Source organism: Enterobacter sp. 237C8, assembly GCF_034106865.1.
In the GTDB taxonomy this organism is placed as follows: Bacteria; Pseudomonadota; Gammaproteobacteria; order Enterobacterales; family Enterobacteriaceae; genus Enterobacter; species Enterobacter asburiae_B.
This window is the reverse complement of the sequence record NZ_JAWNDF010000001.1, coordinates 1,161,724-1,187,659: the sequence shown is the minus strand read 5'-3', so window position 1 is coordinate 1,187,659 and position 25,936 is coordinate 1,161,724. Positions and strand designations below refer to the sequence as shown.

At 55.3% G+C, this 25,936-nt stretch carries 23 protein-coding genes; 16 read left to right on the top strand and 7 right to left on the bottom strand.

Annotation, left to right across the window (positions count from 1 at the left end; genetic code table 11):
* Positions 1 to 45 precede the first annotated feature (45 nt).
* On the top strand, positions 46 to 525 hold the full coding sequence (locus USF70_RS05870) for an RrF2 family transcriptional regulator (RefSeq protein WP_029739386.1): 480 nt from the start codon (positions 46 to 48) through the stop codon (positions 523 to 525).
* Between the two features lie 97 nt (positions 526 to 622).
* Here USF70_RS05870 and oqxB read toward each other — a convergent pair whose 3' ends face one another.
* Together oqxB and USF70_RS05860 are read right to left on the bottom strand one after the other, a co-directional pair.
* Positions 623 to 3,778, bottom strand: coding sequence for a multidrug efflux RND transporter permease subunit OqxB (gene oqxB / locus USF70_RS05865; protein ID WP_047061712.1), 3,156 nt, complete (start codon positions 3,776 to 3,778; stop codon positions 623 to 625).
* Positions 3,779 to 3,801: 23 nt separating this feature from the next.
* Positions 3,802 to 4,977, bottom strand: a complete 1,176-nt coding sequence (locus USF70_RS05860; protein WP_023335530.1) for an efflux RND transporter periplasmic adaptor subunit — start codon at positions 4,975 to 4,977, stop codon at positions 3,802 to 3,804.
* Between the two features lie 336 nt (positions 4,978 to 5,313).
* Between USF70_RS05860 and USF70_RS05855 the strand changes: the two genes are divergently transcribed.
* From USF70_RS05855 to USF70_RS05830, 6 genes are all read left to right on the top strand, one after another.
* Positions 5,314 to 5,667, top strand: a complete 354-nt coding sequence (locus USF70_RS05855) for a helix-turn-helix domain-containing protein (protein ID WP_064672405.1) — start codon at positions 5,314 to 5,316, stop codon at positions 5,665 to 5,667.
* Between the two features lie 70 nt (positions 5,668 to 5,737).
* Entirely contained in the window at positions 5,738 to 6,055 is a 318-nt protein-coding gene (locus USF70_RS05850) for a YebG family protein (RefSeq protein WP_064672404.1), read from the top strand.
* A 140-nt stretch (positions 6,056 to 6,195) separates the two neighbouring features.
* Entirely contained in the window at positions 6,196 to 6,411 is a 216-nt protein-coding gene (locus tag USF70_RS05845; RefSeq protein ID WP_039262681.1) for a DUF6500 family protein, read from the top strand.
* A 1,489-nt stretch (positions 6,412 to 7,900) separates the two neighbouring features.
* Complete coding sequence (locus USF70_RS05840; protein ID WP_320735383.1) at positions 7,901 to 9,604, top strand: autotransporter outer membrane beta-barrel domain-containing protein; 1,704 nt, start codon at positions 7,901 to 7,903, stop codon at positions 9,602 to 9,604.
* A 414-nt stretch (positions 9,605 to 10,018) separates the two neighbouring features.
* Positions 10,019 to 10,663 (top strand): molecular chaperone, encoded by a 645-nt coding sequence (locus tag USF70_RS05835; protein WP_320735382.1) that lies wholly within the window; start codon positions 10,019 to 10,021, stop codon positions 10,661 to 10,663.
* A gap of 226 nt (positions 10,664 to 10,889) precedes the next feature.
* A complete protein-coding gene (locus USF70_RS05830) occupies positions 10,890 to 11,498 on the top strand; it encodes a helix-turn-helix domain-containing protein (protein WP_050595278.1) in 609 nt (202 codons plus the stop codon).
* Between the two features lie 89 nt (positions 11,499 to 11,587).
* Here the strand turns inward: USF70_RS05830 and USF70_RS05825 are convergent, their stop codons facing one another.
* Together USF70_RS05825 and USF70_RS05820 are read right to left on the bottom strand one after the other, a co-directional pair.
* The gene (locus USF70_RS05825) at positions 11,588 to 12,199 is read right to left on the bottom strand and encodes a helix-turn-helix domain-containing protein (protein ID WP_167818832.1); all 612 of its coding nucleotides are present in this window, start codon (positions 12,197 to 12,199) and stop codon (positions 11,588 to 11,590) included.
* 14 nt (positions 12,200 to 12,213) lie between these two features.
* On the bottom strand, positions 12,214 to 12,612 hold the full coding sequence (locus USF70_RS05820) for a hypothetical protein (protein WP_320735381.1): 399 nt from the start codon (positions 12,610 to 12,612) through the stop codon (positions 12,214 to 12,216).
* Between the two features lie 583 nt (positions 12,613 to 13,195).
* On the opposite strand from USF70_RS05820, the gene USF70_RS05815 reads away from it, so the two are divergent.
* From USF70_RS05815 to clcB, 7 genes are all read left to right on the top strand, one after another.
* Positions 13,196 to 13,819 carry a glutathione S-transferase family protein gene (locus USF70_RS05815; protein WP_064672400.1) on the top strand — a complete coding sequence of 208 codons (624 nt, stop codon included), beginning with the start codon at positions 13,196 to 13,198 and terminating at the stop codon, positions 13,817 to 13,819.
* A gap of 155 nt (positions 13,820 to 13,974) precedes the next feature.
* Entirely contained in the window at positions 13,975 to 14,712 is a 738-nt protein-coding gene (locus USF70_RS05810) for a YoaK family protein (RefSeq protein ID WP_094935374.1), read from the top strand.
* A gap of 276 nt (positions 14,713 to 14,988) precedes the next feature.
* A complete protein-coding gene (osmY, locus tag USF70_RS05805) occupies positions 14,989 to 15,699 on the top strand; it encodes an osmoprotectant ABC transporter permease OsmY (RefSeq protein WP_167818829.1) in 711 nt (236 codons plus the stop codon).
* 18 nt (positions 15,700 to 15,717) lie between these two features.
* The gene (gene osmX, locus USF70_RS05800; RefSeq protein ID WP_023327329.1) at positions 15,718 to 16,617 is read left to right on the top strand and encodes an osmoprotectant ABC transporter substrate-binding protein OsmX; all 900 of its coding nucleotides are present in this window, start codon (positions 15,718 to 15,720) and stop codon (positions 16,615 to 16,617) included.
* Between the two features lie 8 nt (positions 16,618 to 16,625).
* Positions 16,626 to 17,273: an osmoprotectant ABC transporter permease OsmW gene (gene osmW, locus USF70_RS05795; protein WP_006808875.1), complete on the top strand. Its 648-nt coding sequence runs from the start codon at positions 16,626 to 16,628 to the stop codon at positions 17,271 to 17,273.
* Positions 17,273 to 18,421, top strand: a complete 1,149-nt coding sequence (osmV, locus tag USF70_RS05790; protein WP_320735380.1) for an osmoprotectant ABC transporter ATP-binding protein OsmV — start codon at positions 17,273 to 17,275, stop codon at positions 18,419 to 18,421. Before osmW ends, osmV begins: the two co-directional genes overlap by 1 nt.
* Before the next feature lie 102 nt (positions 18,422 to 18,523).
* Positions 18,524 to 19,834, top strand: a complete 1,311-nt coding sequence (clcB, locus tag USF70_RS05785) for a voltage-gated ClC-type chloride channel ClcB (protein ID WP_033145380.1) — start codon at positions 18,524 to 18,526, stop codon at positions 19,832 to 19,834.
* Here the strand turns inward: clcB and bioD are convergent.
* The 3 genes from bioD to USF70_RS05770 form a co-directional block, all read right to left on the bottom strand.
* On the bottom strand, positions 19,769 to 20,464 hold the full coding sequence (gene bioD, locus USF70_RS05780; RefSeq protein ID WP_023311511.1) for a dethiobiotin synthase: 696 nt from the start codon (positions 20,462 to 20,464) through the stop codon (positions 19,769 to 19,771). The two genes, clcB and bioD, sit on opposite strands and share 66 nt — an antisense overlap.
* A 130-nt stretch (positions 20,465 to 20,594) precedes the next feature.
* A complete protein-coding gene (gene mlc, locus USF70_RS05775; protein ID WP_023311510.1) occupies positions 20,595 to 21,815 on the bottom strand; it encodes a sugar metabolism global transcriptional regulator Mlc in 1,221 nt (406 codons plus the stop codon).
* A 94-nt stretch (positions 21,816 to 21,909) separates the two neighbouring features.
* Positions 21,910 to 22,842, bottom strand: coding sequence for a LysR family transcriptional regulator (locus USF70_RS05770; RefSeq protein WP_320735379.1), 933 nt, complete (start codon positions 22,840 to 22,842; stop codon positions 21,910 to 21,912).
* 121 nt (positions 22,843 to 22,963) lie between these two features.
* Between USF70_RS05770 and USF70_RS05765 the strand changes: the two genes are divergently transcribed.
* Both USF70_RS05765 and USF70_RS05760 read left to right on the top strand, forming a co-directional pair.
* Positions 22,964 to 24,217, top strand: coding sequence for an MFS transporter (locus tag USF70_RS05765; RefSeq protein ID WP_320735378.1), 1,254 nt, complete (start codon positions 22,964 to 22,966; stop codon positions 24,215 to 24,217).
* A 74-nt stretch (positions 24,218 to 24,291) separates the two neighbouring features.
* Positions 24,292 to 25,776, top strand: a complete 1,485-nt coding sequence (locus tag USF70_RS05760; RefSeq protein WP_320735377.1) for a carboxypeptidase M32 — start codon at positions 24,292 to 24,294, stop codon at positions 25,774 to 25,776.
* The last annotated feature ends 160 nt before the right edge of the window (positions 25,777 to 25,936 follow it).

Sequence of the window (25,936 nt, the reverse complement as noted above, 5' to 3'; positions counted from 1 at the left end):
GCGGTGCCAAAAAGAACAAGATTCACCGCAACCCAGGACAGAGAAATGTTAGATTACCGCTTCCCGACAGCTTTGCAGATGGTTCTCAGCGTAGCGATGGCGGAGCAATTGGGTGAACGTTCCACGAGTGCGATTCTGGCCTACGGCCTGGAAGCGAACCCGAGCTTCATCCGCAAATTGATGGTTCCGCTGACGCGTGACGGCATTATCGTCTCAACGCTTGGCCGTAACGGCTCAATTCATCTTGGTCGCCCGCCGGAAGAGATCACCCTGCGCGACATCTACCTTTCGGTCATCGAAGATAAAAAGCTGTGGGCCTCGCGCCCTGACGTGCCGGCCCGCTGCGTGGTCAGCGCTAACGCCTGCTGGTACTTCAAATCGATATCCGAAGAAGCCGAGGAGGCTTCGTTAGCGGTACTGGCCCGCCATACCGTGGCAAGCGCCCTGGAAGCGGTTAAAAACGCCGATAGCAGCGGATGGGATCCCCTCCCGGACCTTATTGCCCAGTATCAAAAAACGTCTTAACGATCTTGCCGGGTGGCGCTGCGCTAACCCGGCCTGCATTCAGATGTAAAAAAACCGCCTTCACAATGAAGGCGGTTTTTTATTATCTGCAGCGTCCCTATGCGGGCAGAACGTCCCTTTCCTCTTTTTTCCCGCGCGTCACGAACTTACGCAGCGTCACGTAAAACACCGGCGTCAGGAACAGACCAAACAGCGTCACGCCCAGCATCCCGGAGAAGACCGTGATCCCGGTGACGCCGCGCACTTCTGCGCCCGCGCCGTGGCCGAGGATCAGCGGAATGGTCCCGGCAATAAAGGCGATGGAGGTCATCACAATCGGACGTAAACGCAGGCGGCACGCCTCCAGCGCGGCTTCCATAATGCCTTTACCCTGAATTTCCAGCTCGCGGGCAAACTCCACGATAAGAATCGCGTTTTTACACGCCAGCCCCATCAGCACCACCAGCCCCACCTGCACGAAGACGTTGTTATCGCCACCGGTCAGCCAGACGCCAAACAGCGCGGAGAGCATGGTCATCGGCACGATGAGGATCACCGCCAGCGGCAGCGTCCAGCTTTCATACAGCGCCGCCAGGACCAGGAACGCCAGCAGCACCGCGACCGGGAAGACGATCAGCGCCGTGTTGCCCTGCGTCGCCTGCTGGAAGCTCAGGTCCGTCCATTCAATGTTCATCCCGTTTGGCAGGATCTGCTTAGACATGGCATCCAGCTGCGTCATCGCCTGTGAAGACGAGAGCACGCGCGGGTCGGCATCGCCAATCAGATCCGCCGCCGGGTAGCCATTGTAGCGGATCACCGGATCCGGGCCGTAGGTGGTCGTGATTTTCACCATACTGCCAATCGGCACCATTTCGCCCTGACTATTACGGGTGCGCAAATTCGCAATATCTTCAACGCTGTCGCGGAACTGCCCGTCGGCCTGCGCCATCACGCGCCAGGTACGGCCGAACTGGTTGAAGTCATTCACGTACGACGAGCCAAGATAGGTTTGCAGCGTACCGAAAAGATCGGTCAGCGACACGCCCTGCGCTTTCGCCTTGTCACGGTCGACCTGCACGTCCAGCTGCGGAACGTTAGCCTGGTAGGTTGAGATCGGGAAGTGCATTCCCGGGGTCTGCATAATCGCGCCGGACATGGTGTTCACCGCGTTTTGCAGCGCGCCATACCCCAGACCGCCGCGATCCTGGATGTACAGAGAATAGCCCGACCCCTGACCCAGCCCTAAAATCGGCGGCGGCAGAATGGAGAAGCCAAAGCCTTCCTGAATTTGCGCGATTTTCGCGTTAATCTCCGCGTTTATTTCCGCCGCAGTATGTTTGCGCTGGTCGAACGGCTTCAGGCCAAAGAAGACCGTCCCGGTATTCGGCGTATTGGTGAACTGCAGCGCGTTCAGCCCCGGGAACGCCACCGCGTAGTCCACGCCTTCGGTATTCATCCCGATTTCGCTCATTTTGCGGATCACCGCGTCGGTGCGCGCCAGCGACGAACCTTCCGGCATCTTCACGCCGCCAATCAGGTACAGCTTATCCTGCGTCGGAATAAACCCGCCGGGCACCGCTTTAAACATCACGCCAGCGGCACAGAGCAGCAGCAGATACACCACAAATACCGAGCCGCGTCGTCCCAGCGTTTTGCCCACCAGCCCCTGATAGCCGTTCGAGCTGCGGTGGAAAAAGCGGTTAAACGGACGGAAAATCCAGCCGAACAGACGATCGATAAGCCGGGTCGGGAAATCTTTCGGCGCGCCGTGCGGTTTTAACAGCAGTGCCGCCAGCGCCGGAGAGAGCGTCAGCGAGTTAATGGCGGAGATGACCGTGGAAATCGCGATCGTCACCGCAAACTGCTTGTAGAACTGACCGGTAACGCCCGAGAGAAACGCCATCGGCACAAACACCGCGCACAGCACCAGCGCAATCGCGATAATCGGCCCGGACACTTCGCGCATCGCCTGATGCGCCGCCGCAAGCGGAGCAAGCCCCTCTTCTATGTTTCGCTCGACGTTTTCCACCACCACGATGGCGTCGTCCACCACGATGCCGATGGCCAGCACCAGCCCGAACAAGCTCAGGGTATTCAGCGAGAAGCCGAGCAGGTAGAGAATGCTGAAGGTACCCACCACCGAAACCGGCACCGCGATCAGCGGAATGATCGACGCGCGCCAGGTTTGCAGGAACAGGATCACCACCAGCACTACCAGCACCACCGCTTCCAGCAGCGTTTGCACCACCGCACGGATGGAGTCGCGCACGAATACGGTCGGATCGTAAGGTGCCGCCCACTTCATGTCAGCCGGGAAGCGCGTGGACAGTTCGTCCATTTTCGCGCGCACCGCGTTAGACAAATCAATGGCGTTCGCCCCAGGCGACTGGAAGATACCAATCCCGACCGCGTCTTTGTTGTTCAGCTGGGAACGCAGCGCATAGCTGCCGGACCCCATTTCGATACGCGCCACGTCGCGCAGGCGGACCACCGTACCGTCCTGCGTCGTTTTCAGGACAATATTGCCGAACTCTTCTTCAGTATGCAGACGGCCCTGGGCGTTAATGGAGATCAGGAAATCGCTCTCTTTCGGCAGCGGCTCGGCGCCAAGCTGCCCGGCGGATACCTGCACGTTCTGCTCCTGCATCGCCGTCACCACGTCCGACGCGGTCAGCCCGCGGGCCGCCACCTTGTTGGGATCCAGCCAGACGCGCATCGCGTACTCACCCGAGCCGAAAATCTGGATCTGGCCGACGCCCGGCAGGCGCGCCAGCTCGTCCTTCACCTTCAGCGTGGCGTAGTTACGCATATACAGGGAGTCGTACTTACCGTTGGGCGAAAACAGATGCACCACCAGCGTCAGCGTCGGGGACTGTTTCTGGGTGGTAATGCCCAGGCGCCGCACGTCTTCCGGCAGACGCGCTTCGGCCTGCGCGACGCGGTTTTGCACCTGCACCTGCGCCTGATCCGGGTCGGTACCCGGACGGAAGGTGACAGTGGTGACCAGCACGCCGTCGGAGCCCGCGACGGACTTCATGTACATCATGTTCTCAACGCCGTTGATCGCCTCTTCCAGCGGCGTTGCCACCGTCTCGGCAATCACTTTCGGGTTGGCGCCCGGGTACTCCGCGCGCACCTGCACGCTTGGCGGCACGACGTCAGGATATTCGCTCACCGGCAGGAGCGGAATGGCGATTAACCCTGTGATAAAAATCAGAATCGACAGCACCGCGGCAAAGATCGGCCTGTCGATGAAAAAGCGGGAAAAGTCCATGGATGGATTCTCAGGTCAAGGGATCAGTTGAGGGCGCTGGTGGCGGTCATGGCAACGGTTTTCGCGTTAACCGGCATCCCCGGCATAAACACTTTTTGTAAACCCTCGACGATGACTTTATCGCCAGGGTTCAGCCCCTGCCGCACGATGCGTAAACCGTCTGCCAGACGGCCCGGCGTAATGTCACGGCGCTGCGCTTTCCCCTCTTTATCGACGATATACACGTATTTACGATCCTGATCGGTCAGCACCGCTTTGTCGTCGATAAGCGTGGCTTTGAACTCCGCGCTGCCCGGCAGGCGGACGCGGGCAAAAAGTCCCGGCGTGAACTGACGCTGGGCGTTATCCAGCAGCGCGCGCATGCGGATGGTGCCGGTACTCGGCGTCAGCTGATTATCAAGGAAGTCCACTTTGCCCTGATGGGGATAGCCCTCCTCGCCCGTCAGGCCAATCTCAACCGGAAGCGCCGTGTGATTGCTGGACGCCCCCTGCCCGCTGCGGGCCAGATTCTGGTAGTGAAGGTAGGTCGACTCGTCCACGTCAAAGTAGACATAAACCGTCTTCTGCGAGACCAGCGTGGTGAGAACGCTGGCGGTGTCGCCCGCAGTCACCAGATTGCCGCTGGTGATCAGCGCCCGGCTGGCGCGACCGTCGATAGGCGCGGTGACTTTGGTGAAGTCCAGGTTGAGCTGCGCGGCGTCAACTGCCGCCTGCGCGGCGCGAATATCGGCCTGCGCCTGAGTGGCGGCCGAACGACGCTGCTCCCACTCTTCACGGGAGACAACGTTGGTATTGACCAGCTTATCGGTACGGTTAGCCTCACTCTGCGCCAGGCTGGCCTGCGTTTTAGCTCTCGCCAGGTTCGCCTGCGCCTGTTCCAGCGCCGCGCGATAGGTTCGGTCATCAATCGTGAACAGCACCTCGCCCTTCTTCACTTCCTGACCGTCGGTGTAATTCACTTTATCAATGTAGCCGGACACGCGCGGACGGAGCTGAACGCTCTCCACCGCCTCAATCCGGCCGTTAAAGCTATCCCACTGGCTAATGGATTTCACCACCACGTCAGCAGCGCTGACGGCGGGCGCAGGCGGCGCGGCGTTTTGCGCGACGCTGTTGTCGCATCCGACGAGCAGCACGGAGAGCAACATGACCCCCAGCGCGTTCAGATGAAAGTTACCCCAGGTTTTTTGCAGGCTCATTATTTTTATTCCGGTAATTGTCGCCGCCGGGCAAGACGCAGCAGGAGGCACTGCGCCACTTCCTTTGTCCGGTGGCTGTCTTAAGGCCATTTGTGTCGTTCATCGCCACAAAACTGTAACAGTTGCGAATACACTATCGCGGCGATTGTAGGAAGGCGCTTAACTAAGTGCAAGAATAATTGTTGCACTTTATGTGCTATTTGAGCGGATGTGAAAAGACCCGTTACGGTCAGGGATTTAAATGCAACAATAAAACTTGCAATTAATACAAAAACGCGCCACCTTTTAATGCAACAGATAAAGATACCTTTTGACAGACCGCGTGGGGGTAACCCGATGAACACTGGCGCATTTATGCATGATTTACTCGACTGGATCGACAACAACCTGGATAGCCGTCTGGACATTGAGTCCGTTGCCAGGCGATCCGGCTACTCAAAATGGCACCTCCAGCGCCTGTTCAAAGAGCATACGGGCTATCCCCTGGCCGGGTATATCCGCGCGCAAAAGCTGCAAAAATCGGTTGAGCGCTTAACCCGCAGCGATGAACCGATTCTGAACGTGGCGATCGCGCTGGGCTTCGACTCCCAGCAGTCCTTCAACCGCAGCTTTAAGCGTCAGTATGGTCAGGCGCCCGGGGCGTGGCGGCGGAGTATGGGGCGCCCGGAATCGCAGCAGCTTTGCCAGTGATGCATATTTTGCTGCAACGTCGATCGGTAGCTGCTATACTGTATATAAATACAGTATAGCGAGGTGCACGATGGCTGTTGAAACAAAATTTGTTGTCGTAAGAAAAGGTGAAGAGAAAATGACATTTGCCAGTAAGAAAGAGGCTGACGCTCACGACAAGCTGCTCGATATGGCAGACGCGTTCACCGACTGGCTGTTGCAAAGCGGAATGCAGATGGATGAAACGCAGGCTGAAAATCTTGGCCTGTATCTCGCCGAGCAGAAAGAGACGGTGCAGCATATTCTGCGTACCAGCAAGCTTCCCGATCTCAATGCTCCAGCTGCAACGGATAAAACAGAATCCGATGCGGCTGACATGAAAAAAATCAGGGCCGTGAAAGCGGCCTGATTGTCAGAAAAATCATCTCCGATCCCGGCGCCGTAAGCAGATAACTGCTTACGGCTTTTTTAGCTGTCTGCAGGGTTCCGCTGCTGGTTGAGAGTAACGATGTCATTGTTTCATATTCAGAACATAAATAAGGAGATGACGTGCGCCAGGAAATGAAGGCGAAAATCATCAGGATCTGTGATTCAAAAATTGCCTCCAAGGGAAGCCACGTTGGGCTTTCGTTTTATGCTTTTTTTGCTAATAAAAATGACGATCCAGAACTGCTTATGGAAGTTGCGCACTGGTGGATTATGGAAATGAAACTCGATCATTTTGAAAAGGCAGAAAAGATCAGAAACCTCGTCTCAGCTCTGTAACACGCTAAAGCGGGATGGCCGGTGAGGACAGGACGCCAGCTTACACGTCAACTTTTCGTTCAAAGCAGACATTTTTTCTGCTGATGTACGCTTTGCACTGTGTGTTCAATCGCTTAATGAGATCGCCCGGCGTTTAGCGCGTTCGGTGTCGAATCAGCTCTATCGCACCTGTCCAGGTTAATAATACAACCTGTTATGCGCTCCGTAATAACAGATGCCGTTCAGTTTATTCTGAACGGCATTTTTCTTTTTATTTTCGTTTTATTAAAGAAAAATTAACATCATTTTCGTATTAGAGTGCAAACCTGTTATCAGGCAAAAGCCAGGGTAATAACGCCTCAAAAAAACTCTATCCTATCAGTCGATTGCAACACCCGCCTGATGCCTGGGGATAAAAGTACTAAAGAGGACTATATTTTCGGAGTTTTTCTTCTTAAGTGAAAGTAAAATTTCTGAACTTTCTAGTCGGCCGCAATTAAAATTGCTCGCCGCAATATATCGATTCATTTTTATGGCAAACCACACTCTATGGTGCAATATGGCAGACGCAATGAAACAGTCTAATTGTTTTAAACTTAAACCTAATCCAGTTAATATTTTTGTACTGGGCGTTCTCTATTCGACAGGTCTTTTTTCGACACAGGCCGTAGGTAGTACAACGGATATTACCGGACAAACCATCACCGACGGAGTGTTAGTAGATACCCCTGACGATATTGTTAATATTAATGGCGGCAGCAAAATAAGTAATGCACCCGATAAAGCTGGTGTAACTATTAATGTTACAGATCCTACAAAAAGCGCAACACTGAATGTCAGCGGCGCAGGGACCACTATTTCTGGTGGGAAAATTGGTATAGATGTTGCCAACTCCACAGGGGCTAAGGTTAACATCACGGATAACGCGTATGTTGAAGGCGTGGAAACCGGCTTATTTGTCCGTAATAATGTTAATGGTCAGGCTAACGCAAATCTGAAGGTTGAAAACTCGACAGTCAAGGGTGGGAAAAACGGAATCTACGTCTGGGAAGCCACGGGGAAAAGTGGCAGTAATATTGATATCTCTAATTCCTTGATTGAGGCTAATGGTGGCGGTTCTGGCGACGCGGCCGTGTTTATGAGCGAAGGGAATAGCGTTGTCCATATCACTAACAGCACGATTAAATCGGACGATCGCGGCATCTCGTCCAATGGTGGTTATTCCGGTATAATGGATATCACGGACTCCACTATTTCAGCTCAGTATGGCTTAAGATTAACACAAAATAACGGAAGCGCTTATAACATTTCTAACACAACTATAAATGGCGATGATACTGGCGTTTATTATACAACAACCGCTAGTAAAAATACCAATGTAACGCTGTCTAATGGCACCACTGTATTCGGGGCTAAAAATGGGATCGCCACTGAGGATTCTGGTAATGAAAATAATATTATCAGTATTGATGGCTCCACCGTTCGTTCGTCGACCGGCAATGGTATTTCAATGGGCGGCGGTTTCACGTTAAATTCGAGCGCCGGGTCAACCATCGAAGGTGATAATGCCATTATCCTTAAAGGGGATACCACTGGCAGCACCGTCAACGTGAAAGATTCCACGGTGACCGGCAAAACCAATCTGCTGCAGATCTCCGGTACCAGCGCAGTGGATACGGTCGGTTTCAGCGGCTCTACCCTTTCCGGCGCCATCACCACCTCTTCAGGTGCTGACCAGTCGGTGAATATCGACAGCTCAGCCTGGACCGGCAGCGCCGGGAAAACCGGTACCGGCGCGCTGGCGCTGAATATCAGCAACGGCTCAACCTGGATCAACAACGCGGCCACGGATGTCGATGCCATCAGCCTGACCGGTGGCAGCACCATCGTGATGGACGGCGGGAATATCCACACCGCAAGTCTTTCCGACACCGCACCGACCACGCTGCTGGCGGCGGCCAGCCCGACGGCGTCCACCATTTACTCCACGTATAACGCGGAAACCGGTTCAGCCTTCGTGCTCACGGCCGACAAGGCCACCGGCAGCTTTAATGCCGGCGTTACCTCCAGCTCCAGCGGTGCGGCGGGCGATATGACCGGCAACACCATTGTGCAGGTGACGGACGGTTCCGGTGCAACCTTCAACTCCATGCAGAGCGATGTCGGGGTTTACCGTTACGAATCACGCAGCGTGGCTAACGCAGACGGGTCAACCAGCGTGATCCTCGATAACATTACGCCAGAACCGACGCCAGACCCGAACCCGAACCCGGATTCACGCACGCTCTCAACCGCCGCGCAGGCTGTGGTGAATACCCGTGCGGCAGCGATGAGCATCTGGAGCGACGAACAGGATGTGCTGAACCGCCGTCTGGATAACGAGCGCCTCACCGGCAGCAGCGACGGCACGGTGAACGCCTGGGGCAGCTACTACGGCGGCTACCACCGTCAGCAGGTCGAGCAGACCAGTTCTGCCTACGATCAGACCAACAACGGCTTTATGTTAGGTGCTGACAAGCGTGTCGATATCGCGCCGGGCAACCTGCTGTTCGGTTTTGCCGCCGCCCGCGGGTATTCGGATGTGAACATGCATGACGGCGGCAGTGCAGGTACAGATGTCGACAGCTACGGCGCCTCACTGTATACCTCACTGCGCCTGAACAACGGTCTGTTCTTTGATGCCAGCATCAAGGGCACGCACCTGAAAAACGACATCAGCGTGACGTCTCTGGACGGCGGTCATACCACCGGAGACTATAACAACAATGGCTTCGGCGGAGCTTTCAAAACGGGCTACCACAAGCAGTTTAATGCCTGGTATATCGAACCTTATGCCCAGATTTCTTATGCCCGCTATAACAGCGTCGACTACAAGCTGAAAAATGGCCTGCACACGAAAGATGACGGCAGCACCTCACTGGGTCTGGAAGGCGGTGTGAATGTCGGTACGGCGATGGCGCTGAACAATGGCACCGAGGTCCGTCCGTATGTGCATCTGGCCGTTGCGGGTGAAACCGATAACAGCAACACCATGGACATCAACGGCGAAAAAATCAACGACAGCACCGACGGTTCACGCGGCATCGTTGGCCTGGGCGCGGATGTAAAACTCAGCAAAAACCTGAGCGGATGGGCCGGGGCGAACTATGCCAAAGGTCAGGATCACTACGAGTCTCCATGGCAGCTGAATGCCGGTGTCAGCTACACCTGGTAATTTAATGGCAGGAGCGAAAACCGGGCATAATGTTATGCCCGGTTTTTTTTACGAAAAGCCTGCAAGGATAACTTCATATTACAAAGGCTTTAGCATGGCACAAAAGGTAACGCGTTTCTGCGCAGTCAGCTTTCTCCCCCGCCCCTGCCGCCCTCACCTCAGAAACCCATTGCAATCCAGCAACCAAAGAGCCCTGCCTGCAGATACATCAGGTTGGTTCATAAACACGGTTCTATGATAATAGTGGACAAATAAAGAAATTTTGTCTGATGTAACAATTAGAACACAATCCTTTTAAGGACTTACAAAAAAAGACTTTTTTTATCTTCGCCAGTATCATCTTTTAAGATCTGCAAGGAGCTCCAGATAATAATATTACGGAGTTTGTTTCAATTAATTATTGTGGAGTCAGGATTGAAAGCCACATTACCTATATTAACTGGCTGCGTTGCAATTGCCCTCATTCATAATACCTCCGACACTGTCAATTTCCGCGGCACCCGTTTTTTAGATAAAGCAGCAAAAAAAGAAGTTTCAGTAATCGTGCGCAACCCGTTCAGTGCACCGTATTTAATTGAGGCGGTAGTGAAAAATCTTAACAACGACGTGCACAAATCCCCCCACCTCATCATTCTTCCCTTCTGTCACCAGGAAGGCGGTAAAGAGAACCTAAAGCGCCTTGTTATTGCAGGCACGCTTTCCCAGGTTAAAGAGTCGATGTACAGGCTTCGCGTCAAGGCGATTCCGTTTGCGTCTAAGGAAAATAAGACGCTACAGATTGCCGCCGCGACCAGTATCAAACCCATCTATCGCCCTGACGCGCTAAAAGATGCCCACGTTGAAAAACAGAGCGATAAACTCAAGTGGCATGTTACAGGCGAGCGGTTTGAAGGACTTTCTTATGAGGCCTACAGCGGCGGGAGAACAGGGATTATCGATACTGCCTCAGCAGTTGGCACGCCGACCTTTAAAATTCATACACATACTGTGAGTATGGCCTCTGGCAACATACCCGGTACAATCAGTCCTGTTAATACCATGTCATTTGCATACAACTGAGGACGAGCTGCGTACGCAAAACCGCTATCGGAAGGCGGTTTCATGTTTGTTTTTTCTCACAAGGATGTCCAGATGAAGCTAATCCTCCAACCCCATATTCTGTTCAGAGCCTTATCAACCTCCTGACTGATTGTATCGATACGTTCTGATTCGGAATTTTTATCATCTTTTCAACAAACTCTTCTATCATACATTAACAATTATAATTTTTTTGGTAGCCATAAGTATGAAACCTGAAACACATTTCAATACCCTGATCGAGGCAGCCTCTGACACCAGGCGGATCCAGAGCGGTAAGCCACGCCAGCTCATTTCGCTGGAGAAGAAAACCGAGCCAGTAACGTTTATCCTGCATGAGGGAGTCGTTGCGATATACCGAAGCAGCGATCGGCTTCTAATCAAATACATCAAAGCCCCAATGATTACTGGCATGAACGAATTAATTGACACCAACGCCGACATTTTTATAAAGGCCTACAGAAATGTTAGCTATGAGATCCTGCCCACAAAAGAGATGCTTGACGTCATCAGTACGAAGGGATTATGGAAAGAGGCCGCATACTGTTATATGTATGCCGTCCGGCAACTGCTGGTCGCCCACTACTCATCCGTCGGGCTCTCCACCTATGAGTTGATACGACTGAATTTGATTGCCCTGATGAATGAAGATGAAGCGCTGAGTGGTCATGTCAACGTCAGTGATTATATTCTCGAAAAAACCCGACTTTCACGCAGTCGTGTTATGAAAATACTGGGCGATTTGCGTATCGGTGGTTATATTGAGATCAATCGAGGTATTCTGATAAAAATTAATAAATTGCCTGAAAAATATTAAGCGCTTTTAACGGATAATTAACACAGGTCCGTTACATCTGACAAACAATACCGGGGGATAAATTACCTGACGTAAGTACAGCTGCCGCATCACAGCGGCGGCTGGAGCTTTTGTATCGCTTTGCGCAGTTGCAGATCATTCTTGACCCCCAGCTTAAACATAATCTTTCGCTTATGGGTACTGATCGTTTTCTGACTTCGAAACATTTCACGTGATAATTCAATCCCGGTTTTACCGCTTTTCAGGCCAATAAGTACTTTTTTTTCTGCATCGGTAAAAACCATACCGTCGGTTATATTATTTTCCTGCTCCTGCAGTCGCAGGAAGTGAGCACTGATATAACGTTGTTTTTTCATACTGTGTTTTATTAGCTCACGCAGTTCAAGCAGACGTTCATCCACACAAAGCAGTGAACACCGGTATGACCTCATGAGCTGATGCGCCAGCTTCTCCTGACATGCAGAGAGCATAACCAGAGCAGTTCCTTCACCTGGCCGGCAGAGACTTTCGTACTCCGCGGCGGAGATATCAGTAAGCGTGTCATATGCGGTGAAATCAAGCAAAGTCAGGTGCGCGTTATCATGCCGTGTAAGTTCATATTTCCAGTCAGGGTTTTGTTCGCGAAAAGCCTTCAGGCTGGATATAAACCCGTTCAGTAGAGTCGGATGAACCACACGGGAACAAACAGTAAAAGTAAACATAGTTCTCCAGATGTTCAGACTGAATAAATCTGATCCAAACGGTTAAGCAGATCCAGCCAACTGGCTGACTTTTGCAGGCTCAGACGTAACCGGATGTTTTGTTTATGGGTGAAGACCGTTTTATATCCCATATGGCGCAGACTGGCGATCTCATAGGCACTCAGACCTCGGGCGCAGTCGATAAGAATATTCAGTTCAGAGTGTGTGAGCCTATTTTTTCTATTCATGTTATTTATTAGCGGGGAGCGTAAAGGCAAATATCCTGAACTGAAATTTTTGGATAACATGCGCTGAGAGAGTTCTTCTTCCAAATAATTTTCGCAGAGTAGCGTCTGTACACCAAGCTCGTACATCAGTCTGATAAGCAGGTCATCCCGTTTTGCGACCCAGACGATAATTTCTTTTCCCTGCATTATCAGATGATGAATTATCCGCAATAGAGAATATATTTCTTCACCGGCACCACTAACGCCTGCAGCGAATAAAGACGTTTGATCATTAAAGGGGGTACCTCCTCTATTAGCGCGTCTGGTTCAATCACTAACAGAGAGCCATTGACGGCCTGGATGCTGTTTTTGGCCGCATTGCGAAACAGTGGCCGAGGTTCATAAAGTATAATTTCTGTTATTTTTTGCTGTAACATCGTATCATTTATAAATATAAGTCAATATAGATAATATTAGATAAACATGCTGCAATATTGGAGTGGTTTTGTGTCCAATAAAGGATGTCAATTGCAGATAATTATTTTCCAGGGGATTCCCGGGGCGGAATTTATTTTTTTCGGCAGGAAAACGATGATCGCTGGCTTTGTACCATCGACAACTCCTGCGGTACGAGCGCGGCGCAGTTGTCTGAGACAGCAAAAAGATAGGCATCCGCCGGAAGGGGTCGATTGGGCAAGACAGTACATCCCACTAAATTTTGCCCCAACCTTCCCCGTTCAACTGGTGTATTGTTTTTAGACAATTCATTCCTCTAAAGGACACCTGCGCAATGATCACCATCCTCGGCAAAACCACCTCCATTAACGTTCGTAAAGTGCTCTGGACCTGCGAAGAAGCAGGCCTCGAATATCTACAGGAAGATTACGGCAGCGGTTTTGCCTCAACGGAAACGGAGGCCTTCCGCGCGCTGAATCCCAACGCCATGGTGCCGGTGCTGATCGATGACGATTTCGTGCTGTGGGAATCTAACGCCATCTGCCGTTACCTGGCGCGCAAGGCCGGACGTCACGATCTGCTGCCCGCAGAACCGCAGGCCTGCGCCAACGTCGAGCGCTGGATGGACTGGCAGGCGACCGAATTTAACAACGCCTGGCGCTATGTCTTCCCGGCGCTGGGGCGTAAAAACCCGGACTTTAACGATCCTGAACGTATTGCGGCGGGAATAAAAGAGTGGAACCACTGCATCACCATCCTGGAAATCCAGCTGCAGCGCACCGGCGCCTTTGCGGCGGGCGAGACGTTTACCCTTGCGGACGTGGTGCTTGGGCTGTCGGTGAATCGCTGGAAAATGACGCCCTTTGATAAGCCCGACGTGCCCGCGATTGAGGCCTGGTTTGAACGCCTTAACCAGCGACCGGCGTTTTTGCGTCACGGAAATAACGGCATGATTTAAAGTATTATCGACCCCATTTTGAGTAAGGATATTTTAATTAATTACTAAACCCTGAAAGTCGTCAGAGGGAATAATAATTAAGCCATATCCTGGACAGCCCGTTGCGCCGCTTTGCTAGCCTGAATATTCAGGCAAAGCTCAATCTGGAGGTATTCTTGCTGATTAGACTCAAGAAAGAACGAACGCATAAGGAGGATCGCCGGCTTGCTCTCTGGCTGGCGACCTCGGCAGGTTTGCTGAATGCCATCGCTCTCGGGGCATTTGGTTTTTTCCCCTCACACATGACCGGCAACACCTCCCAGTTATCCAGCGAAGTCTCTTCCACCGATCTGAGCGATATGATTTTCTTCGGCTCGATTATTCTCTCTTTTGTCGCAGGCGCCATTGTTGCGCGCATGATTGTGATATGGGGAATTATCCATAACGTCAGGCTGGTTTTTTGCCAGATCCTGTTTGTCGAAGGGTTATTACTGACCGGCGTCTCCTTCTACGAGATGTATTTTCATGCCCTCACCAGCAACCGCGTGATTATTCTTTTTCTGTGCGGACTAATGGGCATTCATAACTCCACCTCCACGCAGCTTTCCGGCGGGCGGGTGAGATCAACGCACATTACCGGCACGCTGACGGACGCGGGGATATCCCTGGCCTCGGTACTGGTGGCTATGCTGCGCAGGGACTACTCCAAAGATACGGCGGCGCAAAAAAGCCAGCTGACAACCCACTTAACCACCCTTTTCTCGTTTATTTCGGGCGGTATCGCGGGGCTGCTGCTGTTCAGATGGATCGGGTTTAACGCCATGCTGGCGCTCGGGTTGATGCTCGCCGTGGTCGCTATCGTTTCAATTATCACCGTCTCGACGCGGGTTCGACGGGTTCGTGCCTCTCTTTGAAGTTAATGACCAATATCCGGCGTATGAGCTCTTTAGATGTGACACCGTCACATCTAAAAATTCGCTTTAGGACTATTCTGCCTGACCCTCAATCAGCCCTTATGCCATAAGGCTTAACCCAAGGTTGTCACTGTTTTCATAGGGTTACTGATTTTACCCCTTCGCTGGAACCCTTCCCAAACGCTTGCTATAGGTGAAATACCCCTGCCGAAACATGGCATAACAACAGGCAACCGGTGGTTGCTATAACGCATGCGCACAGGGAGACACACCGCAATGCACCCATTACTCAAACGTTCGCTGCTGTTTGTCGGCGCCATTATCGTGGTCCTCGCCCTCCTCGTCTGGGGCATCGGGCTGGAAACGATAAGGGAGCGCCAGGTTGACCTGGTTTATCTCGGGCAACAGCACATGATTCTGGTTTTCTCATCGATGTTTTTTGCCCTGCTGGTCGGTATTCCAGCCGGTATTCTGCTGAGCCGCCCGGCCGCGCGGGGGATCGCCGAATATGTGATGCAAATCTTCAACGTCGGCAACACGCTCCCGCCGCTGGCCGTGCTGGCGCTGGCGATGGTGGTGATTGGCATTGGCGATACGCCCGCCATCATCGCCCTGTTCCTCGCCTCGCTGCTGCCGATCGTGCGCAATACCTACGCCGGGCTGTGCTCGGTACCGCCGTCGCTGCTGGAAGCGGCAAACGGCATCGGGATGACCAAATGGCAGCGTCTGCGTCAGGTTGAGCTGCCAGCCGCCTGGCCGGTCATGCTCTCGGGGATCCGCATCGCCACCGCCATAAACGTCGGTACCGCGCCGCTGGCGTTCCTGATTGGCGCCAGCAGCTACGGCGAGCTGATTTTCCCCGGCATTTACCTGAACGATTTCCCGACCCTGATCCTCGGCGCGGCGGCCACCGCCCTGTTCGCCCTGATCCTCGATACCCTGCTGGCGGCGCTGGGTCGCGTAATGAGTCCCCATCTCGCTCGATAACTATAACAAGGAGCTTTTATGAGACTGTTTTCCGGCCTGACGGCGCTGTGTGCCGCGGCGCTGTTCACCAGCCAGGCGATGGCGGCCCCGCTGATTCTGGCGACCAAGAGCTTTACCGAGCAGCATATTCTCTCGGCGATGACCGTGCAGTACCTGCAAAAGAAAGGTTTTCAGGTCCAGCCGCAAACCAACATTGCCACGGTGATCTCCCGCAACGCGATGATCAACAAGCAGATTGATATGACCTGGGAGTACACTGGCACGTCGCTGATCATCTTTAACCACATCAACAAGCGCATGTCGCCGCAGGAGTCTTATGAGACGGTGAAACGCCTGGACGCGAAGCACGGTCTGGTCTGGCTCAAGCCCGCCGACATGAACAACACCTACGCTTTCGCCATGCAGCGCAAGCGCGCCGAGGCGGAACACATCAACACCATGTCAGAGATGGTGGCGAAGATTGAGCAGATCCGTAAAACCAACCCGGACAAAAACTGGCTGCTGGGATTAGACCTGGAGTTTGCCGGGCGCAGCGACGGCATGAAGCCGCTGCAGGCGGCCTACAAGATGGATCTGGACCGCCCGCAAATCCGTCAGATGGACCCCGGTCTGGTCTATAACGCGGTGCGCGACGGCTTCGTTGACGCCGGTCTGATTTACACCACCGACGGGCGCGTAAAAGGCTTCGACCTCAAGGTGCTGGAAGATGATAAAGGCTTCTTCCCGAGCTACGCGGTGACGCCGGTGGTGCGTAAGGACACGCTGGAGGCGAACCCCGGTCTGGAAGAGGCGCTCAACACCCTCTCGGCGCAGCTCAACAACGACGTTATCACCGAGCTGAATAAGAAGGTGGATATCGACCATCAGTCACCGCAGCAGGTCGCCCGCGATTTCCTGCGTAGCAAACAGCTGCTGTAGGAGGCGCTATGGAGACGATTCACTACATTCTCGACAACTGGGATTACCTCTTAACCCTCACCCTTCAGCACCTGTGGCTGGTGGCGCTGGCCGTAGGTTTAGCCATCATCATCGGCGTACCGCTGGGGATTCTGATTGTCCGCCATAAGTGGCTGGCAACGCCGGTGCTGGGGATTGCTACCATCGTGCTGACCATTCCGTCCATCGCCCTGTTTGGCCTGATGATCCCGCTGTTTTCGCTGATCGGTCAGGGTATTGGCGCCCTGCCCGCAATTACGGCGGTATTTCTCTACTCGCTGCTGCCGATTGTGCGTAATACCCATACGGCGCTCGACAGCCTGCCGCCGGGCCTGCGCGAAGCCGGACGCGGCATCGGCATGACCTTCTGGCAGCGGCTGCGCTGGGTTGAAATCCCGATGGCGCTGCCGGTGATTTTCGGCGGGATCCGCACCGCCGTGGTGATGAATATCGGCGTGATGGCGATTGCCGCCGTGATCGGCGCGGGCGGTCTGGGCCTGCTGCTGCTCAACGGCATTGGCGGAAGCGATATTCGCATGTTGATTGCGGGCGCGCTGATGATTTGTCTTTTAGCGATTGTGCTCGACTGGCTGCTGCACCGTCTGCAGGTGGTTCTGACTCCAAAGGGGATTCGATAATGATAAAACTGGAAAACCTCACCAAACAATTTTCACAGAAGCACGGCCAGACCTTTAAGGCCGTCGACAACGTCAACCTGACCGTGCCCGAAGGGGAAATGTGCGTCCTGCTCGGCCCGTCCGGCTGCGGGAAGACCACCACCCTGAAGATGATTAACCGCCTCATTACCCCGAGCAGCGGGACGATCCTGATCAACGGTGAAGACACCAGCGGGATGGACACCGTCACCCTGCGCCGCAACATTGGCTACGTTATCCAGCAGATTGGCCTGTTCCCGAACATGACCATCGAAGAGAACATCACCGTCGTGCCGCGCATGCTGGGCTGGGATAAAGCGCGCTGCAAAACCCGCGCCGAAGAGCTGATGGATATGGTGGCGATGGATCCGCATAAGTTCCTCAACCGCTACCCGCGCGAGATGTCCGGCGGCCAGCAGCAGCGTATCGGCGTGATCCGCGCCCTGGCGGCGGATCCTCCGGTACTGCTGATGGATGAACCCTTCGGCGCGGTGGACCCGATCAACCGCGAGGTGATCCAGAACCAGTTCCTGGAGATGCAGCGCAAGCTGAAAAAAACCGTCATGCTGGTGAGCCACGATATCGACGAAGCTCTGAAGCTCGGAGACCGTATTGCGGTGTTCCGTCAGGGGAAAATCGTGCAGTGCGCCAGCCCGGATGAACTGCTGGCGAAACCGGCGAATGAGTTTGTCGGCTCGTTCGTCGGTCAGGACCGGACGCTGAAGCGCCTGCTGCTGGTATCGGCGGGCGACGTCACCGACCAGCAGCCGACCATTACGGTACGGGGCTCTACTCCGCTTCCCGACGCCTTTGCGACCATGGATGATAACGATATTCGCGCGATTACCGTCGTCGACGAGCACGGCAAACCGCTGGGCTTTGTGAAGCGTCGCGAAGCGCGCAACGCCAGCGGTACCTGCGCCGACATCCTGCACCCGTTCCGCATGACCGGCAAGGCGGAAGACAACCTGCGCGTGGTGCTTTCACGTCTGTATGAGAGCAATACCAGCTGGATGCCGATCGTGGATGAGGACGGTCGCTACAACGGCGAGATTTCGCAGGACTATATTGCCGAGTACCTGAGCTCCGGGCGTACGCGCCGGGCGCTGAATATTCATAGCGACAGCTAACCTTTCTGGCCGGGCATCGCCCGGCTTTTTCGCACGCATACCTTTTGCTAACCCCGCGATTTGCCGCCACAATATCGTATCGTCCCCGTTTAATCGCGACTCATGCAACGTCTTCATACCTACCCCGACATCCGCGCGATGTTTCGCCGACTGCTGATTGCTACCGTCACCGGCGTGCTGGCCGCGCTGGCCGTGGCGGTATTCCGCCACAGCATGTACCTGCTGGAGTGGCTGCTTCTCAGCAACGACAGCGGCAGCCTGGTGAATGCGGCCGCGTCGCTCTCGCCCTGGCGGCGCGCGCTGACGCCAGCGCTGGGTGGGCTGGCTGCCGGACTGCTGCTCTGGGGATGGCAGCGTCTGACCGCGCAGCGGCCTCATGCCCCCACCGATTACATGGAAGCGCTGGAGACCGGAGACGGCCAGTTTGACTACGGCGCCAGCCTTGTGAAATCCCTTGCCTCGCTGCTGGTTGTGGCCAGCGGAAGCGCCATCGGGCGTGAAGGGGCGATGATCCTGCTTGCCGCCCTCGCCGCCTCCCTTTTCGCCCGGCGCTTTACGCCCAAATCCGAATGGAAATTATGGATAGCCTGTGGTGCCGCCGCCGGGATGGCCAGCGCCTATCACGCGCCCTTAGCAGGAAGTCTGTTCATCGCGGAAATTCTGTTTGGCACGCTGATGCTGGCCTCGCTCGGCCCCGTGGTGATCGCGGCGGTGGTGGCGCTTCTCACCACTCAGCTCCTGGCACCGGGCGCGGGTACGCTCTACGCGGTCCATCTGAGCGGCATCCTCACCGCGGCCGATTATGCTCTTCTCGTCGCGATGGGGCTGGTGGCGGGCCTCTGCGGACCGCTGCTGATGTGGCTGATGGACGTCAGCCACGGGCTTTTCCTGCGCCTCAAGCTTTCGCCGCCGTGGCAGCTGGCGCTGGGCGGTGCGATCGTCGGGCTGCTGTCTCTTCTCACGCCGAAGGTGTGGGGGAATGGCTACAGTGTGGTTCAGGCTTTTCTGCTCGCCCCGCCGCTGCTGTCGGTGATTGCCGGGGTGTTCATCTGTAAACTGCTGGCGGTACTGGCGAGCAGCGGATCGGGCGCGCCCGGAGGGGTGTTTACGCCTACGCTGTTTGTCGGTATGGCAACAGGAATGCTGTTCGCGCAGCTTTTCGCGCTGTGGCTACCGGGCTCTGAGACGGCGATTTTGCTGGGGCTGGCGGGGATGGCAACGCTACTTGCCGCGACCACGCATGCGCCCATTATGTCGGCGCTGATGGTCTGTGAAATGACCGGGCAGTATTTTTTACTGCCCGGCCTGCTGGTCGCCTGCGTGGTGGCGTCCGTGCTGTCGCGGACGTTACGCCACGACTCGGTCTACGGTCAACACGCCACCGAGGGCAGAGAGATCGATGTACTGCGCTAGCTCGCGCTGCTCGGCACGGGGCAGATAAGGCAGCTCGCCCACCAGCGGCCCGGGCAGCTTTTTGCTCAGCACGTCGATGATCTCCGCGTAGTGCGCCAGGCCCGGGTTGATGCGGTTTGCCACCCAGCCAATCAGCGGCAGGCCGTCATTGGCGATCGCCTGCGCCGTCAGCAGCGCGTGGTTGATGCACCCTTCCTGGATACCCACCACCATTACCACCGGAAGCTGCTCCTGTACGACCCATTCAGACAGCGGGCGCAAATCATTCATCAGGCTGCGCCAGCCGCCCGTCCCTTCCACCACCACGTGGTCCACCTTTTCGCTCAGGTTCGCCAGGCCGTCGGACAACAGGGGATAATTAATCAGGCCGCTGTGCGCTACGCTGCTCTCCTCTTCGCTTAACGCAATGGGATTGACCGCGTGATAAGGCAGTTCCAGTGACGAGACGCTTTGCAGCACCAGGGCGTCTTTATTACGCAATCCCTCTGGCGTCTCTTTACTCCCTTTTGCGACCGGTTTGTATCCTGCCACGCGTTTACCGCTTGCTGCCAGCGCCTGCAGCAATGCGCGGGATACGACGGTCTTGCCGACAGAGGTATCTGTACCAGTAACAAAGAAACGCTTAAGCATGACTCACTCCACCTCTTGGGTATGCTTCGAAAATATAAACCAGGTAAATAATTCAGTGGAGGAAGTCTACGGGATGCGTGCGCTACCCGGCTTGAGATAGCGCAATTTTTCTTACATCTGCGGAAAAGAGTTAACCCTGCAGCAGGCGGATCAACAGCGAGCCGTTATACATGGCATCTTTGACCAGCGCCGCGCCGGCCATGGTTCCCTGGTTGGAAAACTGGGTGCTTTCTACCGCAATATTTTTGCTGTAGGCGGGAAGCGACTGCTGATGGATGCAGGCCGAAATCGCCGGGAAGAGGATCTCCGCCGCCTGGCTCAGCGGTGAGCCAATAAGGATTTTTTGCGGATTGAAGAGGTTCACCATAATGGCCAGTATGCGGCCAACGTTATTCCCCACGCCGGTAATAATGTCCTTCGCCAGCAGATCGCCCTGGCGCGCGGCGGCGCAGAGGGAATCCACCGTCAGGGGTTGGCCGTGCAGCGAGGAGCTCATGGACTGGCTGAGCCGGACCTGCGCCAGCTCCAGCACGCTTTCCACGCTGGCAATGGTCTCCAGACAGCCGTGGTTTCCGCAGTAGCAGCGCTTGCCGTACGGGTCGACCTGGGTATGACCGATTTCCACCAGGCTACTGCTCCCGGCGTGGAGAAGACGTCCGTCGGTAATCACGCCCGCCCCGACGTTATGGTCAATAACCACCTGAATCACATCCCGCGCGCCGCGCGACGCGCCAAACAGCGCTTCCGCCATTGTCCAGGCGCTGATGTCATGCTGGATATAGACCGGTACGCCGGTATGGTTTTTCAGCACCTCGCCCAGCGGCATCTCTTTGACATCGTCGTAAAACGGCATGCGGTGAACAATCCCGTTTTCGGTATCAATAATGCCCGGCATGGTGATGGCAATCGCCGTTAAGCGTTCCAGCCGCTGCTGATGGCGGATAAAGAAGTGATCGATATGCGAGACAATCGCGTCGAGGAGCGGTTCCTCCGCATTGAGCGGCAGTTCAAGCCGGTCTTCCACCACCAGCTTGCTGCTCAGGTCGCGCAGCGCAAGGAAGATCTCCCCCCGGCTGATGCGCAGTGACAGGTAGTGCCAGGCTTCCGTTTCAACCACCAGCCCGACAGCAGGACGACCGCGGCTGCCCGGCTCCTGAATTTCCGTCTCCTGAACCAGGTGCGCTTCCAGCATCTCGCGGACAATCTTGGTGATACTGGCAGGTGCCAGTTGTGCCAGGCGCGAAAGATCGATACGCGAAACCGGACCAAGCTGATCAATCAGGCGATACACCGCGCCAGCGTTGGTCTGCTTAATCTGATCGATATGCCCTGGCTGGCTATCAGCAACCACCTCGTACTCCCTTATTTTCGAGCTTCGAAATAAACTATTTGCTATGGTGAAGCACTTGCATGGCCGTCGTCAAATATTTACTTAGCCATGTGATTTACCGCACATTTTTACCCTCTTTTGCGTGAAAATGCCGCCCGGCAGAGGCGCTCATTAGCTGCTGTTTGAAGCGCTGTGCGGCATGGCTCTGTTCACGGTGTTTTGACCACACCAGCCACATTTCGGAAACGGCATCCTCTTCGGCGATGGTCACCCAGCGCATTTCGCGCAGTTGCACCCGCTTAAAGGAGGCCGGAAGAATAGATACGCCCAGACCGGCCGCGACCAGGCCGATAATGGTCATCGCTTCCCCTACCTCCTGAGTGATGACCGGGGCAAGATCGTAGCGGCGCATCAGCCCCAGGATATCGTCATACAGACCCGTCCCGACCTGTGGGTCAAAAAAGACAAACGGCTCTTTTGCCAGCTCTGCCAGCGAGACCTCCGGACGCGACGCCAGCGGGTGATCGTGCGGGATCATAGCCATCAGCGGTTCGCGCAGGATAACCTCCCACGCCAGCGTGTCCGGCAGCTGGGTGTTACGCATCAGCCCCAGATCCAGCGAACCCTCATTCAGCGGCGCAATCTGCTCGCGAGTGTTGATTTCGCGCGTCTGAATGTGAACATCCGGAAAGTGGCGACGAAATGACGAAAGGGTCTCCGAGACGGCGCTGATAAACGGCGCGGACGAGGTAAACCCGATCCGAAGCTCTCCGGCTTCCCCGAGATAGAGCCGTTCTGCACGGGCGGCGGCGTCATCGACCATGCTCAGAATTTGTCGGCTGTCGATCAGGAACTGTTTACCCGCCGCCGTCAGGCTCACGCTGCGGTTGGTGCGGGCCAGAAGGCGCGCCCCGACCTGCTGCTCCAGGATCTGAATCTGCTGGCTTAACGGTGGCTGAGAGATATTCAGCCGTGCCGCCGCGCGGCCAAAATGCAGCTCCTCGGCGACGGCGACAAAGTAGCGAAGATGACGCAGCTCGACATTCATATTTTTAAAGTATCATTTGAGATTATTAATATATTAGACAGAATATTTACATTTTCCTACCCTGAACAGGTGGTCATACCCGTCACCAGAAATCACGGGGATGTTTAAGCAAGGAAATTGTGTGAGCCGTACAACGACTATTGATATCGATCCGGCAAGAGATATCGATGATTTACCCGCAGCACCGCAGCCGGTCCAGTTCATTAAACGTGGTACCCCCCAATTTATGCGCGTCACGCTGGCGCTCTTTTCCGCCGGTCTGGCGACCTTCGCCCTGCTCTATTGCGTTCAGCCGATCCTGCCCGTTCTCTCACATGAGTTTGGCGTATCGCCTGCCAGCAGCAGCGTTTCGCTCTCTGTTTCTACCGGCATGCTGGCGATTGGCCTGCTCTTTACCGGACCGCTGTCCGACGCCATTGGCCGTAAACCGGTGATGGTAACCGCGCTGATGCTGGCGTCGGTCTGTACGTTACTCTCGACCATGATGACCAGCTGGCACGGTATTCTGGTGATGCGCGCGCTGATTGGGCTCTCGCTCAGCGGCGTGGCGGCGGTCGGGATGACCTACCTCAGCGAGGAGATCCACCCGAGCTTTGTTGCTTTCTCCATGGGGCTTTACATCAGCGGGAACTCGATTGGCGGAATGAGCGGCCGCCTGCTGAGCGGGGTGTTTACGGACTTCTTTAACTGGCGTATTGCGCTGGCGGTAATCGGATGTTTTGCGCTGGCATCAGCGCTGATGTTCTGGAAAATTCTGCCGGAATCGCGTCATTTCCGCCCGACATCGCTGCGCCCGAAAACGCTGTTTATCAACTTCCGCCTGCACTGGCGCGACAAAGGGCTCCCGCGACTGTTTCTGATGGGATTCCTGCTGATGGGTGCCTTCGTCACGCTGTTTAACTATATTGGCTACCGCCTGATGCTCTCGCCGTGGCATCTGAATCAGGCCGTTGTCGGTTTGCTTTCTGTGGCCTATCTCACCGGCACGTGGAGCTCGCCGAAAGCCGGGGCGATGACCGCACGCTATGGACGCGGGCCGGTACTGCTGGTCTTCACGGGCGTGATGTTACTCGGCCTGCTGCTGACGCTATTATCCTCGCTGTGGTTCATCTTTGCCGGGATGCTGCTCTTCTCCGCCGGGTTCTTCGCCGCCCACTCGGTCGCCAGCAGCTGGATTGGCCCGCGCGCGCGTCGCGCCAAAGGCCAGGCATCATCGCTGTATCTGTTCAGCTATTACCTGGGCTCCAGCATCGCCGGGACCCTCGGCGGCGTGTTCTGGCATAACTACGGCTGGAACGGCGTGGGCGGGTTTATCGCGCTGATGCTGTGCGCGGCGCTGCTGGTGGGCACCAGTTTGCATAAACGTCTGCATTAACATTCCAGCGCCTTCGTGTTTAAATTAAGCCGATGCTAATTTTTGTCATCGGCGGATTCAGACACGAGGACTTCATGAAAAACAATAACTACCAACAACTCACCCGCACCTTCCAGCGTCTCTCCCGCTTCTCCCACCTCTCCTCCATCGCCAGCTGGGATATGTTCACGATGATGCCGCCGGGCGGCAGCGCCGCGCGCGGTGAAGCACTCGCGGAGATGAGCGTCCTGCAACATCAGATCCTGACCGATAAAAAAGTCGGCGACCTGTTAGCGGCGGCGGCAGGTGAAGATCTGAATGATGTCGAACAGGCCAACCTGCGCGAAATGACGCGCCACTACCAGCAGGCCACTCTGCTGCCGGAATCGCTGGTGGAAGCCAAATCCCTGGCGGGCAGCAAGTGTGAACACGCCTGGCGTACTCAGCGCCCCGCTAACGACTGGCAGGGTTTTTCCGCCAACCTGAAAGAGGTGGTCAAACTCAGCCGCGAAGAGGCTCGCCTGCGGGCCGAAGCCAAAGGCTGTACGCCGTACGACGCGCTGCTGGACATTTTTGAACCCGACATGACCAGCGCGCGTCTGGACGTTCTGTTCGGCGATATGAAGTCCTGGCTCCCGGACCTGCTGGCAAACGTGGTGGAAAAGCAGGCTCAACGGTCGTTTATTCCGCCGCAAGGCCCCTTCCCGACGGCAACACAGCGTGAGCTGGGTCTGGAAGCCATGAAGATGCTTGGCTTCGATTTTAACGGCGGTCGCCTGGACGTGAGCGCGCACCCGTTCTGCGGCGGCGTCCCGGAAGACGTGCGCATCACCACGCGCTATGACGAAGATGAGCTGCTCAGCGCGCTGTTTGGCGTGATCCACGAAACCGGACACGCCCGCTACGAACAAAACCTGCCGCGCGCGTGGGCAGGACAGCCGGTTGCCCTGGCGCGCTCAACCGCGATCCATGAGTCACAGAGCCTGTTCTTTGAAATGCAGCTGGGGCGCAGTGAAGCCTTCCTCAGGCATCTTCTCCCTGCGGTACACGCCCGCTTTGGCAGCCAGGCGGCGTTCAGCGAAGAGAACTTTATTGCCTGGAACCAGCGCGTGAAGCCTAGCTACATCCGCGTCGATGCGGACGAAGTGAGCTACCCGGCACACGTGGTGCTGCGCTATGAGATTGAGCGTGCGCTGATCAACGGCGAGATCGAGGTGGACGATATTCCCGCCCTGTGGGACGAGAAAATGCAGGCCTGGCTCGGATTATCCACCAAAGACAACTACCGCAACGGCTGTATGCAGGATATCCACTGGACCGACGGCGGTTTTGGTTACTTCCCGTCATACACCCTTGGCGCTATGTACGCCGCGCAGCTGTTCCATGCCGCCCGAACCGCACTGCCGGGTCTGCAGACCTCCATCGCTGAAGGCGATTTTTCCGCACTCTTTGAGTGGCTGCGTCAGAACATCTGGCAGCACGGCAGCCGCTTCAGCACGTCGCAATTAATCACCCAGGCGACGGGCGAAGATCTGAATATCCGTTACTTCCGCGAACATCTGACCTCCCGTTATCTTTAATCCCTCTGCCGGAGCCTGCTCCGGCACTCTTCTCACCCTTTTAATAACCATATGATTTAGCACATGTTGTCATGATTGCGTCGGGTGTATGAATGCGTGTCCTAACGTCACAATTAAACGGCTACAGGTCAGGATTAAAAAATAAAGGGATGACCACAAA

Coding starts and splice junctions, on each gene's coding strand:
- USF70_RS05770 (WP_320735379.1), bottom strand. CDS start 22,842: ATGAATGTCGAGCTGCGTCATCTTCGCTACTTTGTCGCCGTCGCCGAG.
- clcB (WP_033145380.1), top strand. CDS start 18,524: ATGCAACGTCTTCATACCTACCCCGACATCCGCGCGATGTTTCGCCGA.
- osmW (WP_006808875.1), top strand. CDS start 16,626: ATGGAGACGATTCACTACATTCTCGACAACTGGGATTACCTCTTAACC.
- osmV (WP_320735380.1), top strand. CDS start 17,273: ATGATAAAACTGGAAAACCTCACCAAACAATTTTCACAGAAGCACGGC.
- oqxB (WP_047061712.1), bottom strand. CDS start 3,778: ATGGACTTTTCCCGCTTTTTCATCGACAGGCCGATCTTTGCCGCGGTG.
- osmY (WP_167818829.1), top strand. CDS start 14,989: ATGCACCCATTACTCAAACGTTCGCTGCTGTTTGTCGGCGCCATTATC.
- USF70_RS05815 (WP_064672400.1), top strand. CDS start 13,196: ATGATCACCATCCTCGGCAAAACCACCTCCATTAACGTTCGTAAAGTG.
- USF70_RS05860 (WP_023335530.1), bottom strand. CDS start 4,977: ATGAGCCTGCAAAAAACCTGGGGTAACTTTCATCTGAACGCGCTGGGG.
- USF70_RS05830 (WP_050595278.1), top strand. CDS start 10,890: ATGAAACCTGAAACACATTTCAATACCCTGATCGAGGCAGCCTCTGAC.
- osmX (WP_023327329.1), top strand. CDS start 15,718: ATGAGACTGTTTTCCGGCCTGACGGCGCTGTGTGCCGCGGCGCTGTTC.
- USF70_RS05840 (WP_320735383.1), top strand. CDS start 7,901: ATGGGCGGCGGTTTCACGTTAAATTCGAGCGCCGGGTCAACCATCGAA.
- USF70_RS05850 (WP_064672404.1), top strand. CDS start 5,738: ATGGCTGTTGAAACAAAATTTGTTGTCGTAAGAAAAGGTGAAGAGAAA.
- USF70_RS05855 (WP_064672405.1), top strand. CDS start 5,314: ATGAACACTGGCGCATTTATGCATGATTTACTCGACTGGATCGACAAC.
- USF70_RS05820 (WP_320735381.1), bottom strand. CDS start 12,612: ATGCAGGGAAAAGAAATTATCGTCTGGGTCGCAAAACGGGATGACCTG.
- USF70_RS05760 (WP_320735377.1), top strand. CDS start 24,292: ATGAAAAACAATAACTACCAACAACTCACCCGCACCTTCCAGCGTCTC.
- USF70_RS05870 (WP_029739386.1), top strand. CDS start 46: ATGTTAGATTACCGCTTCCCGACAGCTTTGCAGATGGTTCTCAGCGTA.
- bioD (WP_023311511.1), bottom strand. CDS start 20,464: ATGCTTAAGCGTTTCTTTGTTACTGGTACAGATACCTCTGTCGGCAAG.
- USF70_RS05825 (WP_167818832.1), bottom strand. CDS start 12,199: ATGTTTACTTTTACTGTTTGTTCCCGTGTGGTTCATCCGACTCTACTG.